This is a genomic window from Kribbella sp. NBC_01505, from assembly GCF_045040285.1.
GTDB lineage: Bacteria > Actinomycetota > Actinomycetes > Propionibacteriales > Kribbellaceae > Kribbella.
The window spans coordinates 7779753-7798357 of record NZ_CP109425.1 but is presented as its reverse complement, the minus strand read 5'-3'; the positions used below and the strand labels follow the sequence as shown (position 1 = coordinate 7798357).

15 protein-coding genes are annotated in these 18605 nt (G+C 69.2%); 5 read left to right on the top strand and 10 right to left on the bottom strand.

Annotated features, from left to right (window positions below; genetic code table 11):
- Positions 1 to 6: 6 nt before the first annotated feature.
- Together OG474_RS36655 and OG474_RS36650 are read right to left on the bottom strand one after the other, a co-directional pair.
- Positions 7 to 798, bottom strand: coding sequence for an inositol monophosphatase family protein (locus OG474_RS36655; RefSeq protein WP_405058232.1), 792 nt, complete (start codon positions 796 to 798; stop codon positions 7 to 9).
- Positions 795 to 1880 (bottom strand): ferrochelatase, encoded by a 1086-nt coding sequence (locus OG474_RS36650; protein WP_405058231.1) that lies wholly within the window; start codon positions 1878 to 1880, stop codon positions 795 to 797. The genes OG474_RS36655 and OG474_RS36650 overlap by 4 nt, the downstream gene beginning before the upstream one ends.
- Before the next feature lie 93 nt (positions 1881 to 1973).
- Between OG474_RS36650 and OG474_RS36645 the strand changes: the two genes are divergently transcribed.
- The gene (locus OG474_RS36645; RefSeq protein WP_405058230.1) at positions 1974 to 3173 is read left to right on the top strand and encodes an MFS transporter; all 1200 of its coding nucleotides are present in this window, start codon (positions 1974 to 1976) and stop codon (positions 3171 to 3173) included.
- Positions 3174 to 4379: 1206 nt separating this feature from the next.
- On the opposite strand, the gene OG474_RS36640 is transcribed toward OG474_RS36645, so the two are convergent.
- Positions 4380 to 4985: a trimeric intracellular cation channel family protein gene (locus OG474_RS36640; protein WP_405058229.1), complete on the bottom strand. Its 606-nt coding sequence runs from the start codon at positions 4983 to 4985 to the stop codon at positions 4380 to 4382.
- A gap of 71 nt (positions 4986 to 5056) precedes the next feature.
- Complete coding sequence (locus tag OG474_RS36635) at positions 5057 to 5512, bottom strand: hypothetical protein (RefSeq protein WP_405058228.1); 456 nt, start codon at positions 5510 to 5512, stop codon at positions 5057 to 5059.
- A 152-nt stretch (positions 5513 to 5664) separates the two neighbouring features.
- On the opposite strand from OG474_RS36635, the gene OG474_RS36630 reads away from it, so the two are divergent.
- On the top strand, positions 5665 to 6645 hold the full coding sequence (locus tag OG474_RS36630; RefSeq protein ID WP_405058227.1) for a phosphotransferase family protein: 981 nt from the start codon (positions 5665 to 5667) through the stop codon (positions 6643 to 6645).
- Positions 6646 to 6654: 9 nt separating this feature from the next.
- The gene (fdhD, locus tag OG474_RS36625) at positions 6655 to 7488 is read left to right on the top strand and encodes a formate dehydrogenase accessory sulfurtransferase FdhD (protein ID WP_405058226.1); all 834 of its coding nucleotides are present in this window, start codon (positions 6655 to 6657) and stop codon (positions 7486 to 7488) included.
- On the opposite strand, the gene OG474_RS36620 is transcribed toward fdhD, so the two are convergent.
- Complete coding sequence (locus OG474_RS36620) at positions 7472 to 10234, bottom strand: AAA family ATPase (RefSeq protein WP_405058225.1); 2763 nt, start codon at positions 10232 to 10234, stop codon at positions 7472 to 7474. The two genes, fdhD and OG474_RS36620, sit on opposite strands and share 17 nt — an antisense overlap.
- Positions 10231 to 11361, bottom strand: coding sequence for an exonuclease SbcCD subunit D (locus tag OG474_RS36615; protein WP_405058224.1), 1131 nt, complete (start codon positions 11359 to 11361; stop codon positions 10231 to 10233). The genes OG474_RS36620 and OG474_RS36615 overlap by 4 nt, the downstream gene beginning before the upstream one ends.
- Before the next feature lie 1516 nt (positions 11362 to 12877).
- Here OG474_RS36615 and OG474_RS36610 point away from each other — a divergent pair.
- Together OG474_RS36610 and OG474_RS36605 are read left to right on the top strand one after the other, a co-directional pair.
- Positions 12878 to 13423, top strand: a complete 546-nt coding sequence (locus OG474_RS36610; RefSeq protein ID WP_405058223.1) for a GNAT family N-acetyltransferase — start codon at positions 12878 to 12880, stop codon at positions 13421 to 13423.
- Entirely contained in the window at positions 13416 to 13913 is a 498-nt protein-coding gene (locus OG474_RS36605; RefSeq protein ID WP_405058222.1) for an HAD family acid phosphatase, read from the top strand. The genes OG474_RS36610 and OG474_RS36605 overlap by 8 nt, the downstream gene beginning before the upstream one ends.
- Before the next feature lie 22 nt (positions 13914 to 13935).
- Here the strand turns inward: OG474_RS36605 and OG474_RS36600 are convergent, their stop codons facing one another.
- Genes OG474_RS36600 through OG474_RS36585 form a run of 4 tightly spaced genes read right to left on the bottom strand, consistent with a single transcriptional unit; the run spans position 13936 to position 18605 of the window.
- Positions 13936 to 15612, bottom strand: coding sequence for an ABC transporter substrate-binding protein (locus tag OG474_RS36600; protein WP_405058221.1), 1677 nt, complete (start codon positions 15610 to 15612; stop codon positions 13936 to 13938).
- Positions 15609 to 16619: an ABC transporter ATP-binding protein gene (locus OG474_RS36595; RefSeq protein WP_405058220.1), complete on the bottom strand. Its 1011-nt coding sequence runs from the start codon at positions 16617 to 16619 to the stop codon at positions 15609 to 15611. Before OG474_RS36595 ends, OG474_RS36600 begins: the two co-directional genes overlap by 4 nt.
- Positions 16616 to 17614: an ABC transporter ATP-binding protein gene (locus OG474_RS36590; protein ID WP_405058219.1), complete on the bottom strand. Its 999-nt coding sequence runs from the start codon at positions 17612 to 17614 to the stop codon at positions 16616 to 16618. The genes OG474_RS36595 and OG474_RS36590 overlap by 4 nt, the downstream gene beginning before the upstream one ends.
- Positions 17607 to 18605 (bottom strand): ABC transporter permease, encoded by a 999-nt coding sequence (locus tag OG474_RS36585; RefSeq protein ID WP_405058218.1) that lies wholly within the window; start codon positions 18603 to 18605, stop codon positions 17607 to 17609. The genes OG474_RS36590 and OG474_RS36585 overlap by 8 nt, the downstream gene beginning before the upstream one ends.

Sequence of the window (18605 nt, the reverse complement as noted above, 5' to 3'; positions counted from 1 at the left end):
CTGCAACTAAGCGTGCAGGGGGTCGGCCGCGGCCAGCAGGTCGTGGAACGGTCCGAAAAGCTCCGGCGCGGCCGCGATCGACATCTCCGGCGATACGGGCGCTCCGTGCAGGCCGCCGACCTTCGCCCCGGCCTCGGAGGCGATCAGGGCGCCGGCGCCGTAGTCCCACGGATTCAGGCCGCGCTCGTAGACCGCGTCCAGCCGGCCGCAGGCGACGTAGCACAGGTCGATCGCGCCGACCCCGATCCGGCGGATGTCGCGGACCTCGGCGATCAGGTGCGTGATCACCTCGGCCTGGACCTGGCGCCGGGCCGGGTCGTAACCGAAGCCGGTGCCGACCAGGGCCTTCGCCAGCTCGGTGCAGTCCGAGGCCCGGATCGGCTTGCCGTCCAGGAACGCGCCGCCCCCGAGAGTCGCCGTGAACACCTCGCCCTTCGGCGCGTCCACGACCACCCCGGCGACCGTCGTACCGTCGACCTCGACAGCGATCGAGACGGCGTACGTCGGGTGGTCGTAGAGGTAGTTGACCGTGCCGTCGATCGGGTCGACGACCCAGCGCACCCCGCTGGTGCCAACCACGTCGTCACCCTCCTCGCCGAGGAACGAGTCGTCCGGCCGGGCCTGCAGCACGCGGGCGCGGATCAGCTCCTCGGACTCCCGGTCGACCGCGGTGACCACGTCGGTGATCGTGCTCTTGGTGTCGGCGACCGTGATGGTCCCCCGGCGCCGCTCGACGATCAGGGCCGCGGCTTCTTCGGCGACCGTCACGGCGAGCTTGAGGAGGTCTTGGGGGTTCATACAGGTTCCTTCACAGTGGGTCGAGTCGGTCGGCGCAGGGCCGGGCAGCAGTCGTGCCGGCAGTCGTCCCAGGCCGGGCCGAGCTTGCCGACGCAGGGCCGCTGCGGCTGCTCGCCGCGCTCGGCGGCGGCGCGCTCGACGACCAGGTCGCGCAACATCGTGACGAACCGCTCATCGGTCCCGGGCGTCGCCGCGCGGGCCATCGGCAGTCCGAGCTTCGCGGCCGTCTTGGCCGCCTCGGTGTCGAGGTCGTAGATGACCTCCATGTGGTCGCTCACGAACCCGATCGGTACGACGGCCACTCCGGGCACCCCGTCGGCCGCCAGAGCCTCGAGGTGGTCGTTCACGTCCGGCTCGAGCCACGGCATCTGCGGCGGGCCGGAGCGCGAGCAGTAGACGAGATCGGTACGCCGGGTCTGTCCGGTCCGGCGCTCCAGCTCCGCGCCGATCTCCGCAGCGACGTCCAGGTGCCAGTCGACGTACCCGTTGCCGTCCGGACCGCTGGTGTCGTTCATCGCGTTCGGGATCGAGTGCGTGACGTACGCGACCGCACTGCCCGCGGGGAGCGTGCTGAGCGCGTCGGCGGTCGCCTCGGTGAACGAGCTGACGAAGCCCGGGTGGTTGGCGTAGTGGCGCAGCTTGTCGAGCCGGGGCGCGTTCGGCACCTGGCTGGCCGCGTCCTCGAGGTTCTCGCGGTACTGCCGGCAGCCCGAGTACGACGGGTAGGCCGCGGTGACGATCACCACCGCGCGCTGGATGCCGTCGGCAGCCATCTCGCGCAGGGTGTCGGTCAGGTACGGCGCCCAGTTCCGGTTGCCCCAGTAGATCGGGAGCTCCAGGCCGGCCTCGGCGAACGACTCCCGCAGCGCGGCCAGCAGCGCGCGGTTCTGGTCGTTGATCGGGCTCTTGCCGCCGAACGAGTAGTAGTGCTCGCCGACTTCCTTCAGCCGCTCGTCCGGGATCCCCCGGCCCCGGGTGACGTTCTGCAGGAACGGCAGCACGTCTTCGGGCTTCTCGGGTCCTCCGAAGGACAGCAGGAGGACGGCGTCGTACGGGGCAGCATCTGTGGTACCGACGGACATGGTTCCAGTCTCTCAGCCGGACCGAAACGATGGTGCGCGGGGCCGCAGGTCGATGTCAGGACCTAGTGCCCGAGGGGCTAAGGTGCAACTGCCATGCTGAAGCCTTACCTGCACCTGATGCGCCGTCCCGGCGCCGGCGCGTTCTTCAGTGCCGGGGTGCTCGGCCGGATGCCGATCTCGATGACCGGGCTCGGTGTCGTGATCCTGATCGCCCGCGAGAGCGGTTCGTACGGCCTGGCCGGCGCGGTCTCCGGAGTCGCCGTCGTCGCGGGCGCGCTGACCGGTCCGATCCAAGGTCGGCTGGTCGATCGCTTCGGGCAGCGGATGCTGCTGATCGTCGGCTCGGTGCTCTGCACGGTCGGACTGTCGGCGCTGCTGATCGCGGTCAAGGCCGATGCGCCGACCTGGGCCCTCGACGTGCTCGCATTCGTTGCCGGTGGCACCCGTCCGCAGGTCGGCTCGTTCGTCCGGGCCCGCTGGACCCACCTCCTCGGCCGCGGCCGGGCGCTGCAGACGGCGTTCGCGCTGGAGGCGGTCGGCGACGAGGTCGTCTTCATCATCGGTCCGGTCGTGGTCACCTTCCTCGCGACCGAGATCAGCCCGTACGCCGGGCTCGCCACGGCCGCCGCACTCGGCCTGCTCGGTGGTCTGTGGCTCGCGTTCCTGCGCGCCTCCGACCCGCCCGGTCGCGGCAAGGCCAACGGCAACGAGCAGGCGCCGATGCCGTGGGTGTCGATCGCCCTGCTCAGCCTGATCGGCCTGGGCCTAGGCGCGACGCTCGGCGGGGCCGAGGTGATCACGGTCGCCTTCGCCACCCTCAAGGGCCAGGCGAGCATGGCTGGCGTCGTACTGGCCGTCTGGGCGTTCGGCAGCCTCTTGGCCGGACTCTGGTACGGCTCGGTGCACTGGCGCGCTCCAGTCGAACGCAGGCTGCTGATCGGAACGATCCTGCTAGCCATCACCCTGGCCCCCCTCCCCTGGGTCGACAGCGTCTGGATGCTCGGCGTCGTCCTCTTCTGCTGCGGCATGACGATCGCCCCGACCATGGTCGCGGTCACCGCCTGCGTCGAGGAGTGGGTCCCGCCCGAGCGCCTTACCGAAGCCATCACCTGGACCGTCACCGGCATCCTCCTAGGCGTCGCCCCCGGCAACGCCGCCGCCGGCCACGCAGTAGACCTCTGGGGCCCCTCGGACGCCTACTGGGTCCCCTTCGGCGTAGGCATCGCCTGCGCCTTCATAGCCGCCGCCTCCACCACCTTCGCCCGCCCCAGAACCACCTTCGCCCACAACTGACCAGCGCCGGTACGGCGATTGCCCGGTTCACAGGGGATTACTGCCGGTATTTGGCAGCAGGTATCCGTGGATCTCCTCGGTTGGGGTGGTGGCGGTGGCTGAGGTCTTGGGTTGGTCAGTAGCCCCTCCTTCCTGAATGTGCTCGTCCCATCCCGCCGCTCGGATTCGGCCGGACACGGTCGGCGGTGGCTGGTCGCCGCTGCGGCCGGATTGACTGAGACGGGTGGCTGAGGTGGTCTCGGGCTGGGCCGGGTGGTGCGGTCGGTGACCGAGGTTGCGGTTGCTTGAGCTTCCGGGCTACGGCTGGGGTGGGCAGGGTGACGGTAGTCGGTAACTTCGGGTCGCTATTCGAGAAAAAGCACCGACCAAGCCATCTGCCCGCGGTGAGCTTGGATCCTCTGCCCGCGGTGAGCTTGGATCCTGGGTTCGCGGTGAGCTTGGATCCTGGGTTCGCCGGTGTCCCGTTGCGTGCTGGGTGACCCAGGGTGCGGGGTGCCGGGGAGCGTTACCCGTCATCTTCGGGTCGATTCCGCTCCCCAACCCGACCAACCACAGCCCCGCAACCGACACCACCACACCAACAGCCCCCGACCGTGCCACCGGGGAGCATTACCCATCGTCTTCAGGTGGATTCCGCTCCCCGGACCGGCCAGTCACCGCCCCGCGAGTGGCGCCACCGTGCGAACAGCCTCCGACTGTGCGGACCGTGCCGCCGGAAATCGATATCTGCGGCACACTCCTCACACTCGACAACCCAGCACGCACACTCGCACGGTGGCTTCACTCGCGGCGGCACGGTGGCTTCGCTCGCGGGCAGCACAGAGGGTTCACCCACCAACGGCATCCCCCGGCCAACTGCTCTTGCCGGCAGCAACCACCGCGACGGGCCAGCTATCGAGCCTCCTGATCGTCGGCGGAACCACAGCACGTCAACCACAGGCAACGGGAACCGCGGTAACCAACCGAACCATCCCCCTCAGCCAAAGACCTCCCCAGCCACCCGTCTCAGTCAAACCGGCCGCAGCGGCGACCAACCACCGCGACGGATCACCGACCAAACCGCCTGGCCACCGCCCCGAACCACCTCCGCCCACGGCACCGCCGTACCGAAGAACGGGTAGCGGTCGCCGATCCGGGCAGTGTCACGGCGTCGCCCACGCTCCCGGCCGCCACGCCAACCGGACTACTACCCGTCCGCCGGTACGGCTAGTGGGTGCGAGGTAGCGGCGCGTTCCAGCCTCGGCGGATGGCTAGGAGGCGGATGGCGAAGCAGGTGAGGACGGCGACGTACGAGACCCAGAGGGCGTTGTAGTCGAGGGCCGAGGCGACGACCACGATGGTGGCGCCCAGAAAGGCCGGGGTGGCGTAGATCTCCCGCCGGAGTACGACGGGGACGCGGCCGCTGAGCAGGTCGCGGATCACGCCGCCGCCGATGCCGGAGATCGTGCCGAGCAAGGCAGCCGACAGCGGCGACAGGCCGTACGACACGGCCTTCAGCGCACCCGTCACGCAGAACAGGCCGAGGCCGGCCGCATCGAAGATGTTCACCAGCCGTTCGAGGCGCTCGATCCCCGGATGCAGGAAGAACGTGATCAGCCCGGCGACGATCGGCACCACCAGATAGCGCCAGTCCTTCAGCGCGGCCGGCGGCGTCGCGCCGATCAGTACGTCGCGGATGAACCCACCGCCGAGCCCGGTCACCAGCGCCAGCACCTGGATCCCGAACACATCCAGCTGCTTGCGAACCCCGACCAGAGCGCCGGTGATCCCGAACACGAAGATCCCGATCAGGTCCAGCACGTGCAGAGCCACAGCAGCACGCTAATCCACCGGAGCGCCGGTCCCCCGATCCCACGCGGCATCGGGGAACGGCGCCCGCTAACTCAGCAGGGGCGAACGGTGTACACCGGGCTCAGGTCTCTGACCTCGTGCGGCTCCTGCCCCGCAGTCCCGAAGGAGTAAAGGTGGTTGCCGCTGGAGCCGTACATGCTGACCAGCGCGCCACCGGTCTGGTTGTTCTTGAGCCCTCCCTGGCCGAACGCGTTCGACAGGCGGTAGGTCGTGCACGCGTACATGTCGAAGACCCGCCAGTTGCCACCCGGCTCGTTCCACACGGCCAGGCAGGCCCGGCCGGACCGGCAGTTGTAGTCGTAGAAGTCGTTCCGGCCGACGTAGGTGGCGCGTTCCGGCGCCGGCGACATCCCCGGCGTACCGGCCAACGCCACGGCGGGCTTCGCGACGACCGCCGGAGCTTCCTTCGCCGCGGCCTGCAACGACCCACCGGCCAGCGCCATCCCCAGCGCCGCCAGCGTGATGCCGATCATTCGTCCCTGATGCATATGTCCCAACCCTTCGGAGCAGCTCGAACGAGAAATTTCGCTGCGATGGTAAGGGGCGACGGGCCGGTCCCGCTCGACCTTTCGATCTGGGTTTCAACCTGTCCGGATAAACCCCGCGCGGAAGCGGCGCCCGCGCTCTATCGTCTGTGGACATGAGCGGTCCACCCGACGTCGACTACCGAGCTACCTCCGCGCGTCCCGCCTGGGGCAGCCTCCCGGATGCGCTCAAGCACGCGCTGGAAGTTGCCCTAGGCACCGAAATCGCGTCGGTGGGGTCGTCGGTCCGCTCCGGGTTCACCGGTGGGTTCGCGGCTCCAGCCGAGCTCGCGGACGGCCGCCGGGTCTTCATCAAGGCGTCGGACGACACCATCCACTCGTACGGCGCCTACCAGCGCGAGGCCGAGGTCGTCCCGCAACTGCCGGCCGAGGCGCACGCGCCGGCCATCGTCACCACCGCCCGGACCGACAACTGGTTCGCGGTGGTTTCCGAGTGGGTGCCGGGGCGGATGCCGGGCGCGCCGTGGACGGCCGAGGACTTCGCCGTGGTGACCGCACGGTGCGAGGCGCTCGCGGAGGCGATGACGCCCAGCCCGATCGCCGGCCTGGACACGTTTCTGATGGATCTCGAGAGCGGCGAGTCCGCGCTGCTGGTGCCGAAGCAGATCCTGGCCGGAGACCGCGAGCTGCCGCAACGCCTCCAACCATGGGTATGGCGGATCCTGCCGGAGCTCTCCGATCTCGTCGAGCTGGCACCCGAGGCGCTGCAAGGAACCGCGGCAACCCACAGCGACCTCCGACCGGACAACCTCCTGATCGACACGCGCGGCGAGTGCTGGACAGTCGATTGGAACTGGCTCGCGCTCGGCCCCCGCTGGATGGACTGGGTCGGTCTGCTGCCGATGGCGCAGCACCACGGCATCGACACCGGCGCCGCGATCCGCAGCAGTCGCCTGACTGCCGACGTACCGGCTGAGCACCTCGACTGCTTCGTGGCGCTGATCGCGGCGTACATGCTGAAGAACCCGGACAAGCCCCCGCCACCGGGCTGTACGCCGGCCATCCGCGAGCATCAACGTCTCTACGCATGGACGTTCCTGGACTGGCTGGCTACAAGACGTGGATGGACCGCCTAACGTGGAGTCATGACCAAAGCTCCGACCAGCCGGTTCAAGGTCGAGGTGCTCGACGGTGAGCGCACCTCGCGGCGTGAAGATGTCGTCGTGACCGAGGAGCCGCTCGAGCTCCGACTCGAGTGGCCGGGCCGGCCGCCGGAGCCGCTCGTCGTCACCATGCGCACCCCCGGTTCGGACTTCGAGCTCGCCGCCGGCTTCTGCCTCGGCGAAGGGTTCGCGGTCCGGCCGGGCGCGATCTCCACGGTCGCGTACTGCACCGACAACAAGCTCACCCGTGACCAGCAGTTCAACACCGTCACCGTCACCTTCGACGGCCCGCCCGACCGCGAACCACCCCAGCGGTACGGCGTCACGTCCGCAGCCTGCGGGGTCTGCGGCCAGCAGTCCCTCGACGAACTCGCCGAGCGCGACTACGACCCGGTCGATCCGGTCGAGGTGCCGATCGACGTCGTACGGCGCCTCCCGGATCTGCTCCGCGAAGCCCAGCCCACGTTCTCGCGCACCGGTGGTCTGCACGCGGCCGGCCTCTTCACGACCGACGGCCGCAAGATCGTGGTCCGCGAGGACGTCGGCCGGCACAACGCCGTCGACAAGGTCGTCGGTTGGACTGTGCTCAACCAGCACGCCCGGAAGGGACTGGTGCTCGCGGTGAGCGGTCGCGTCGGTTACGAGATCGTCCAGAAGGCTGTCGCGGCCGGTCTCGGGATGATCGTCGCCGTCGGCGCACCGTCGAGTCTGGCTGTCGATCTCGCGCGGAAATTCGGCGTGACGATCGCCGGGTTCATGCGCGGTGAGCGCTGCGTGGTCTACAGCTACCCGGAGCGGATCATCCGTCCAGCTTGATGAACGTCGCCTTCGGGACGTACTCGTAGCGGTCCGGCATACAGGTCAGGATGATGACCTGCCCGTGGTCCCCGGCGCGGCCGAGCAGTGCGCCCATGTCGCGCAGCCGGGCCTTGTCGGACCAGCCGAGCGCGTCGTCGAAGATGACCGGCACGCTGCCGTCGCCGGTGCTGACGAGGTGACTGATCGCGAGCCGGGTGATGATCGCGAGCTGCTCCTGCGCGCCGGTCGACAACGCCTCGATCGGCAGCCGGATCCCGTCCATCTCGCGCTCGGCGACCGCGAGGTCGTCATCGAGCCAGACCTTGAACGACGGCCCGTAGACACTGCGCCCGAGCGCCTCGATCCGGGTCTGCAACGGCTCGGAGTACTTCGTCTGTGCCTCGGCCCGATGCCGGCCCAGCGTCTCGTAGACCCGCCGCGCCGCCTCGGCCCGCCGCTGCAGGCTCTCGTGCTCATTCCGTACGGCGGCCAACTCCAGGTCAGCAACATCGCGCCGAGTGGCCAACCCATCGCGGCCGGACTGCTCCAACCGGCCCTCGGTCGTCCGCAGCGCATCGCGAAGCGTGTCCCGCTCCCCCTGCATCCGGGTCGCAACCACCAACGCATCCGCGAGCTCACCAGCAACCTGGTCGGCACCGGCCGCATCGGCCTGCTCCTGGACCGTGGTCAGCTCCTCAAGCACCGCCTCGACCTCAGCCGTGGCGTCCGTCTCGGCCGCGCTCACCGCCTCGTCGTCGAGCAGCTTCCGCGCGGCTCCAAGCGCGTCGACGGCCGCGGCCAACCGCTCCCCCGCGATCTCCGACCGGGCCCGCGCCTGCTGAGCTTCGGAGCGGTCCTCGTCGGCCGCCTTCCGAGCCTGCGCGGCGGCGAACTCGGCATCCGTCAGCAGTCGCTCGACCCCGGCCAGCTCAGCGCGCGCGTCATCCAACACCCGCTGCGCCGCAGCCAGATCGTCCACCGGGAGCTCTGGCAGCTCGAAGTCGTCGAACAGCGTGTCGAGCGGTGAGCTGAACTCCTCGAACAACGACATCTGCCCTGGCACACCCTCGACGGCTGCCGGCTTCCCGCCACTCTGCTCAGCGTCGTCGTCGCCGAGCCCGAGGCGCGCGGTCAGCACCGCGATCCGCTCCCCGGGATCCCCGGCGGACGTCAGCGACCGCTCGGTCCGCCGAGCCTCCTGCAGCTCCGCCGACGTCGTATCGGCCCGCCGCAACTGCTCCCGCGCGGCCGCGACATCCTTCACGCCGGCCTGCTTCAGCAGCTCCTTCTCACGCCGTACGGCGTCGTCGACCCGCGACCGCAGCATCGCCGCCTCACCGCCCGCGCGCACGGTGACCTCGACGTGCCCCGGTACGCCGACGACCAGCTCACCGGAGACCAGCAGCTCAGCCGTCTCGTCGAACCCGAGCTCCTTCGGCATCCGCCCCGAGCCAGCCTCAACGCCCTTGCCCGACAACTCGACGGGCTCCGCGCCAAGCCGCCGTACGACGACCTCCGGAACGCCGGCGGCCAGCGCGGCGCGCGCCTCGACAACCGCACCGCGCGCGTCCTCGAGCGCCTCGAACAGCCGATCGTCGACCTTGATCTTGTCGAGGATCGCCGCGGCCGCCACGATCCGCGCGCGTACGTCGATCAGCTCGGTCTGCTGTCCGACCAGCCGCTCGAGCTCGGCCTGGTCGACCAGTTGGCTGACCCGCCGCTCGGCTTCCTGCACGTCGGTCCGGCGGAGGTCCTTGAGCTCGATCACCTCGGCCAGCGCGGCTTCAGCGGCCTGCACGGTCTCGGCCGCAGCCTTCGCGACCGTGTCCGCGTCGGTCCGGCGCTCGGCCAGCTCGGCGTCGGCCTTCGTGAACCGCTCGACCTCGTCGAGCAGGCGTTCCCGCTCGTCCCGGGTGCGGGTGTGGTTCACCAGGCGAGCGCGCGCAGTCTCGGCCCGGGACCGGATCGAGTCGCGGCGCAGCAGGATTTCGTCGGTCGCCTGCTTACGCTCGCGAACCTCCTCGACCGTGCCCAGGTGATCGCCCAGACGACCGTCGACATCGGCCAGGTCGAGGGTCAACCGCTCGGCCCGGCGGATGTCCTGCTGGACCTCATCCATCGCCTTCAGCGCCTGCGCCGCCTGCAACTCGGCCGCCGCGACAGCCTTCTCCGACCTCGCGTAGTCCCCGGTCGCTCGTCCACCGCGCGTCCAGTAGCGCAGATACTCGTGCTCGACCGCACTCACCAACGGCATCGAGGCGCCGTCGACCGGCGTACCGGACTCGGCGGTGACGGCGGTGATCAGCGGCTCGGCGTCGGCCGGGGTCGGCAGGATCAGCGACTGCCCCTGGCTGACCATGAGCGTCTGCCAGAGCACCGGGTCGACGTACTCGTGGAAGAGCCGCTCGGCCTCGTTGTGCGCCTCGCGCCCGGTCCACGCAGTACGGCGGCCGTCGGGCTCGACCACGGCGAGCTCGGTCGACCGGTTCTTCAGCCAGCGCTTGGTGTAGGTCAGCTCGCGACCGCCCAGGGTCAGCTCGGCGGTCACCTCCGGACCGACGTCCTGACCGACCGGCTGGATGTCGCGGATCCGGGTCGACTTGGAGTCGTCAGGCAGGTCGAAGATCAGCCCGAACGCCTCGACCAGGCTGGACTTGCCGACCTCGTTGTCACCGACCACGACGGTCGTGCCGAGGGCGGGCAGGCGAACGGTACGGTCCTTGACGCCGCGGAAATCCCGCAGCGTCAGAGAGTGCAGCCTCATCCCGCGTCCCGCGCCAATCGGTGCATCAGCGACAACGCAGCGCCCGCGCCCTCGTCGCCGCCGGCCAGCGCCTGCCGCAACTCCTCCATCGCCGCCCGGGCCGGACCGCTCAGCTGCAACGCATCCAGATCCGCCGCGTCCGGAGCCGGTCGCACCGTCCAGAACTTCGTCCACTTCTCGACGCTGGCGAACGCCTCACCCTGTACGTCGATGATCGTGTCGAGGCGGCTGAGCAGCGGCAGGCTCAGCGAACCGTCTCCCGCCAGCCGCACGTACGTGCGCTCCTTGTCGGGCAGCTCGGCGAACCAGTCCTCGAGCGCGTTGAGCGACTCCTCGTCGAACAGCTCCACGCGGTGGTCGACCATGTGCCAGGCGCCGACCCGGATCGGCTCGACCTCGATCACGCTCTGGCTGACGGTCACCTTCAGCACGTTGCCCGGGTCGTTCTCCTCCGGAGTCGTGACCTCCTGCGTCCCGGAGAACCAGATCCGGTCGGTCACCCGCGTGGTCGAGTGCCGGTCGCCGAGGCCGACGTACTGGACCTTGTTGGCGGCCACCGCGGCCTCGAGGGCCGTCTGGTCGATCGGCGGCACTTCGGACATGCCGCCGCTGAGGCTGGTGAGCTGACCGTGCACGAGCAGGACTCGCGTCGTACCGGCTGGTGCTGCTTCGAGGTCCGCGTAGGCGGCCGCGGCCGGGTCGGACGTGGGCCGGCGCGACCGCCACGGCGCTCCGACCACCTCGACGCCCGGCACGATCTCCACCGGCGTCGTATCCGTCAGCACGTGCACATGCTTCGGCGCGTGGGCCTGCCACTGACTCGACGTCCACAACGAACCCGGCTCGAGCGCGTCGTGGTTCCCCGGCAGCAGCACCACCGGCACCTCGATCCGCTTCAGCGCCTCACAGGCCCGCAGAATCGTCTGCCGCTCCACCTGGTTGTGCTCGAACACATCCCCGGTCACCACCACGAACGCGGCCCCGGTCCGCTCGGCGACGTCGCCGATCCGCGCGACAGCATCGAGCCGGGCCTGCCCCCATCGGGCCTGACCGTCCGGCCCCAGGAACCGGCGCAGCATTCCCAGCTGCCAGTCCGAACTGTGCAGAAACGTGATCGAGTCGTCCATTGCGGTCAGAACGCTAACCCGAGCACCCGAAATCCACCCAACCCAACACACCCCAACCCCCCAACCGCCCACACTCCGGACACCCATCCCCCACTCCACAACCACGCTGCACGACTTTGGGCACCCACCAGCCACGATCGGCGCCCCGAAACGGTTGATGCGAGCACAAGCAGGACCCCGACCAGGCGGATGTTGCGAAGGACACGTAGTAGCCGCTCACCGAGGCCGCTCGAGCACCCCGCCGAGCATCCAACTCGCCGAGCCAAACCCCCACCCCCTGCCCTTCCCGACACCGCCCCTCCACCTCCGCGCCCAAAGGTGCGCCGCCTGCTCCTTGAGCACGCGGCACGTCTTTGGGCGGGCAGGCCATCTTTGGGCGGTCGGAACATCTTTGGGCGGGCGGCGCGTCTTTGTGCACCCACCAGTCACGAACGGGCTCGGGAAATGGTTGGTGGGGACACAAAGATGGACCCCGCGCCCAAAGAGCAGCCCGCGCACCCTTGGGCGGGCAGGCCATCTTTGGGCGGTCGGAACATCTTTGGGCGGACGGCGCGACTTTGTGCACCCACCAGTCACGAACGGGCTCGGGAAATGGTTGGTGGGGGCACAAAGATGGACCCCGCGCCCAAAGAGCAGCCCGCGCACCCTTGGGCGGGCAGGCCATCTTTGGGCGGTCGGAACATCTTTGGGCGGTCGGAACATCTTTGGGCGGGCGGAACATCTTTGGGCGGGCGGAACATCTTTGGGCGGGCGGAACGTCTTTGGGCGGGCGGCGCGTCTTTGTGCACCCACCAGTCACGATCGGGCTCGGGAAATGGTTGGTGGGGGCACAAAGATGGATGGCGCGCCCAAAGAGCAGCCCGCGCACCCTTGGGCGGGCAGGCCATCTTTGGGCGGTCGGAACATCTTTGGGCGGGCGGCGCGTCTTTGTGCACCCACCAGTCACGATCGGGCTCGGGAAATGGTTGGTGGGGGCACAAAGATGGATGGCGCGCCCAAAGAGCAGCCCGCGCACCCTTGGGCGGGCAGGCCATCTTTGGGCGGTCGGAACATCTTTGGGCGGACGGCGCATCTTTGTGCACCCACCAGTCACGATCGAGCCCCGGAAACGGTTGATGGGGGCACAAAGATGGACGGCGCGCCCAAAGAGCAGCCCGCGCACCCTTGGGCGGGCAGGCCATCTTTGGGCGGTCGGAACATCTTTGGGCGGACGGCGCATCTTTGTGCACCCACCAGTCACGATCGAGCCCCGGAAACGGTTGATGGGGGCACAAAGATGGACGGCGCGCCCAAAGAGCAGCCCGCGCACCCTTGGGCGGGCAGGCCATCTTTGGGCGGTCGGAACATCTTTGGGCGGGCGAGGCGACTTTGTGCACGCACCAGTCACGAATGGGCTCGGGAAATGGTTGGTGGGGGCACAAAGATGGACGGCGTGCTCAAAGAGCAGGCGGCGCGCCTTTGGGCGGGCTGGGCGTCTTTGGGTGGGAGGGGCGACTTTGGGTGGGAGGGTTGGGGGGTGGAGAGTGGGCGGTTGGGGTTGCGGCGGTTTACGGGGGCGGATGTGGGGTTGTTGGTGGGGCTGGACTCGGATGTGGAGGTGATGCGGTTTCTGACGGGGCGGGTGACGTCTCGTGAGGAGGTTGTGGGGGTGGTGTTGCCGGGGATGCTTCGGGTGTACGACGAGCATCCGGGGCTGGGGACTTTCGCGGCTGAGGAGAAGGACGGTGGGGCGTTCGTGGGGTGGTTCGGGCTGCAGCCGACGGACGATGCCACGACCGTGGATGTCGGGTACCGGCTGAACCGGAAGTCGTGGGGGAAGGGGTATGCGACCGAGGGGACGCGGATGCTGATCGAGTACGCGTTCACGGAGCTCGGCATGGAGCGGGTGGTGGCCGACACGATGGCGGTGAATCATCGGTCGCGGGCGGTCATGCGGCGCAGCGGGATGCGGTTCGCGCGGTTGTGGCACGAGCACTTCGACGAGCCGTTGCCGGGGACCGAGTTCGGCGAGGTCGAGTACGCGATCGACCGGCGTACCTGGGAAGCTGGGCGTCGTGCCTGACGAACCTCGCCCGTACGCCGTCCTCGACATCGACGCCACCCTGTCCGACACGAGCAAGCGGATCCACTTCCTGGACCGCAAGCCGAAGGACTGGGACTCGTTCTTCGCCGAGGCCAAGAACGACGCCGTCCTGGACGAGGGCCTCGCGGTCGCGACCACGCTCGCGGCGGATCACGAGATCGTCTACCTGACCGGCCGCCCGGAGCGCCTGCGCCGGGACACGCTCAAGTGGCTGAAGGACAACGGCTTCCCCGAGGGCACGGTCTACATGCGCCGCAACACCGACCGCCGCCCCGGCGCCCAGATGAAGATCGACCGGCTCCGCAAGCTGTCCGAGGACAAACCCGTCGCTGTCCTGGTCGACGACGACGTGAAGGTGTGCGCGGTCGCGGAGAAGGCCGGCTACTCAGTGCTGAGGGCCGACTGGGGACTCGATGCCGAGACCCAGCCGACCCTCTTCGAGGCCCAGGAGAAAGAGGGCCGCACTTAAGACCGCAGCTACTGCACGAGGGCTACTTGGTCAGGCCCATCACCAGCGTGTTCGGGTACGGCGGGTACGCCGGCAGGTAGAACTCGGCCACCTTCGAACCGTGCAGGAACGCGTTGCGCGCGTACAGCAGCGGGACGATCGGGGCGTCGTTCATGATCTGCTTGTCCAGTGCGGCCCAAGCAGTCGCCGCCTTGGCCCGGTCCGGCTCGGCCGTGGCCGCTTCGATCGCGGTGTCGACGGCCGGGTTGGAGTAGCGGGACAGGTTGTACCCGCCGTTACCGATCTCCGAGGTGGCGAAGAGCGGCTGGATGTTGCCGATCGCGCTCGGGAAGTCCGGCAGCCAGCTCGACACGTTCAGGTCGAAGTCGGGCTTGTTCCCGGTCACCAGTTCCCGCAGCTGCTCGGTCGGCAACGGCTTGATGGTCGCCGTGATCCCCGCCCGCTTCAGGCCCTGCTGGATCGCCTCGGCGACCGGTATGCCGGTGGTGTCGTCGGCCACCAGGGTCAGCTTCAGATCGCTCACTCCCGCCGCGGCGAGCAACTGCTTCGCCTTGTCCGGGTCACCCTGCGGCTGCGCCTCGTAGGTGTTGTACTTCGTGTAGCCCTCGATGCCGGGGGTGATCAGCGTGCTCGCGATCTCACCGCCGAACTCCGGACCACCGCGCGCGACCTGGACCGCCTGCTTGTCGACGGCGTACTGGATCGCCTTGCGGACCTCGGGATTCGACAGCCCCGGGCGCTTGGTGTTCATCGCCAGGTACATCAACGCGCCGGACGGCGACGTCGCCACGCGGGCCTTGATCGCCGGGTCGCCGGTGACGTTCGGGATCAGGGCGGCCGGGATGTTGACACCCGTCGCGGCCGCGAACTTGTCGTCGCCCGAGTCCTGGATCAGCCGCTGGTTGACCGAGTTGGGCTCCAGGCCCATCTGCCACACGAACGCGTCCGGCAGACCGGTCCGCGCCGGGTCACTGGCCTTGTCCCAGTTCGGGTTGCGCTCCAGCTCGAGCTTCGAGCCCGGCTGGTAGGACTTCACCTGGTACGGGCCACTGGCCACCGGCTTCTCGCCGTAGTGGGCCGGGTCGGTGTCTGCCTTCTGCGGCACCGGCGAGAACGCCGGCATGCTGGCGATCCACGGCCAGTCGCCGAACGCCTTGTTCAGCTTGAAGATGATGGTGGTCTCGTCCGGCGTCTCGACCGAGGCCAGGTGCGCACCCTTGTACGGGCCCTCGTACTTCTGGCCGGCCGCGAGCAGCAGCGACTTGTGGTAGCCCAGTCCCCCGGACAGCTCCGGCGCGAACGAGCGCTCGATGCCGTACTTGATGTCGGCGGCAACGATCGTCGAGCCGTCGGCGTACTTCAGGCCCGGCTTGAGCTTGTACGTCCAGGTCTTGCCGCCGTCGCTGACCTGACCGGTGTCGGTGGCCAGGTCCGGGACCAGCTCGGTGTCCTTGCCCGGCGAGGTCTTCCACGCCGTCAGGCCGCGCAGGATCAGGTGGATCGCACTCGTCCCGAGGTTCTGGCTCTTGGCCGGGTCGAAGTTGATCTCCTTGCTGGTGCTCAGGAACTGCAGCGTGCCGCCTTGGACGGCGACCGCCGAGCCGCCGTCACTCGAACCTGACTTGTCGTTGGCGTTGCAGGCGGTGGCCGCCAACGCCAGCGCGGCCGCGACCGCGACCGCTCGGGTGATGTGTTTCATCGTGTCCTCTCAAGAGGTGTGGGGGGCTCGGGGAAGTAGCACGCAGCTCGATGCTCAGTCTGTCCCTCGACGACCTCGAGCACAGGTCGATCGGTGGCACAGATGTCTTCGGCCTTGTAACAGCGGGTCCGGAACGGGCAGCCCGACGGCGGTGAGATCGGGGTCGGTACGTCGCCGGTCAGCACGATGCGTTCGCGCGTCACCCCGGGCTCCGGCACGGGCACCGCGGACAGCAGCGCCTTCGTGTACGGGTGGGCCGGCGACGCGTAGACCTGGTCCGCGGGCCCTTCCTCGACGATCGTGCCGAGGTACATGACCGCGACCCGGCTCGCCACCTGCCGTACGACGGCGAGGTCGTGCGCGACCACGACGTACGAGAGGCCGAGCTCGTCCCGCAGGTCGGCGAGCAGGTTGAGCACCTGGGCCTGGACCGACACGTCGAGCGCCGAGACGGGCTCGTCGCAGATCAGCAGGTCGGGGCTGACCGCGAGCGCCCGGGCGATCCCGATCCGCTGCCGCTGGCCGCCGGAGAACTCGTGCGGATACCGCTCCAGATGCTCCGCGGACAGGCCGACCTTCTGCAGCAGCTCGATCAGCTGCGCCCGCGTCGGCCGCGTCCCTTGCGCGCGGAACGGCGTACTGATGATGGTGCCGACGGACTGGCGCGGGTTCAGCGATGCCTGCGGGTCCTGGAAGACCATCTGGACGGTACGGCGAACTGGGCGCAACCGCCGACCGCGCCACCGGGTGACGTCCTTGCCGCCGATCTCGACCCGGCCCGAGGTGGGATCGAGCAGCCGGGTCGCGACCCGTGCCAGCGTGGACTTCCCCGAACCGGACTCGCCGACCAGCCCGACCGTCTCGCCCTTGCGGACCACCAGGCTGACTCCGTCGACGGCCTTCACCGTCTGGCCCTCGCGCCACGGCGCGCCCCGCAGCCCGAAGTACTTACGCACCCCGTCGAGCCGTAACAACTCGTCCACAGCATCTTGCGGGCGCTCGCTCATACGACCACCTCCGGACGGCGGCCGAGATGGCAGGCGGCTTCGTGATCGCCCTCACCGGGCCGCGGCGTGAGCTCGGGCCGCTCGGTGATGCACCGCTCGCCCACCTGATCCGTGTACGCGCAGCGCGGCTGGAACGGGCACCCGGTCTTGATCGACCCCGGCGATGGCGGTGACCCCGGAATCGTGGTCAGCCGCGGCTTCGGCGCCACGTCGATCCGCGGCATCGCGCCGAGCAGTCCCAGCGAGTACGGGTGGGCGGCCCGGTAGAACAGGTCCCGGACCGTACCGCGCTCGGCCGCACGACCGGCGTACATCACGAGCACGTCGTCCGCCACCTCCGCGACCACCCCGAGATCGTGCGAGATCAGGACGAGCGCCGTACCGAACTCTTCCTGGACGTCGGCCAGCAACTGCATGATCTGGGCCTGCACGGTGACGTCGAGCGCCGTCGTCGGCTCGTCGGCGATCAGCACGCGCGGGTCGTTCACCAGAGCCATAGCAATCACGACCCGCTGCCGCATTCCCCCGGAGAACTCGTGCGGGTAGCTCCGCGCCCGCCGGGCCGCGTCCGGGATGCCGACCTTGTCGAGCATCTCGACCGCTCGCCGGAACGCGACCTTCTTCGTGACGTCGTGGTGCAGCCGGTACGCCTCGGCGACCTGCCAGCCGACCGTGTAGTACGGATTCAGGGCGGACAGCGCGTCCTGGAAGACCAGCGCGATGTCGTTGCCGCGGATCTTGCGCAGCTCGTCTGCGGGCAGGCCGACCAGCTCGCGGCCGTTCAGCAGGACCTCGCCCTTGATCTCCGCGTTCGACGGCAGGATGCCCATCACGGCCGCCGCGCTGACGCTCTTGCCGGAGCCGGACTCGCCGACGATCGCCAGCGTCTTGCCGGGCGCGACGGCGAAGTCGATGCCGTCGACGGCCGGGACCAGGCCGCCCTCGGTGTCGAAGGTGACCCGCAGGTCGTGAACCTCCAGGACCGGGTCAGCCATGAGTCACCCTCGGGTCGAGCGCGCCGTGCACTATGTCCACCACCATATTCGCGAGGATGACGAGGAACGCGGCGAACAGGGTCACGCCGACCACCACGGCCACATCCAGGCTGCCGACCGCGTCGATCAGCAGGTCGCCGAGCCCCTGCATGCTGAACACCTTCTCGGTCAGGATCGCGCCGCCGAGCAGACCACCGAGGTCCAGCCCGAACAGCGTCACGATCGGGACCAGCGCACCCCGCAGACCGTGCGTGACCACGACCCGTCGTTCACCGGCGCCCTTCGCCCGCGCGGTGGTGATGTGGTCGAGGTTGAGCTCCTCGAGCATCTGCGCCCTGGTCAGCCGGATGTACGACGACGCCGACAGCACCGCGAGCACCAGCCAGGGCGTGACCAGGTGCCAGGCCCAGTCGACCGGGCTCTCGGTCAGCGGCACATACCCGCTCACCGGGACCATGTTCAGCCAGAATCCGAAGACCAGGATCGCCAGCAGGCCGAGCAGGAACGACGGGGTGGAGACACCGATCAGCGCGAACCCGACGGCCAGCCGGTCGAGCAGGCGGCCGCGGTTCAGCGCCGCGATCACGCCGAGCGAGACGCCGATGATCAGCCACAGTACGGCGGCGCCCAGGGCGATCGAGGCGGTCACGGGGAAGCGGTCCGTGATCAACGTGGTCACCGGCCGGGCCAGCGGGAACGAGTACCCGAAGCAGGGCGCGTCGCAGTGCAGCGCGGCCGCGCCCTCGCCGTAGGTCCGGCCGGCGAAGATCCCCTTCAGGAAGTTCAGATACTGCTGGATGGTGCTCTGGTCGAGCTGCATGAAATGACGCGCCTGCTCGAGCCGGTCCGGCGTACAGGGCTTGCCGCAGGACAGCAGCGCCGGGTCGGTCGGGATCGCGTAGAAGACGAAGTAGACGGCCAGGCTCAGCGCGAGCATGACGAGCGTCGCGGCGAACAACCGGCGGATGATGAACCACACGATGTCGGGCAT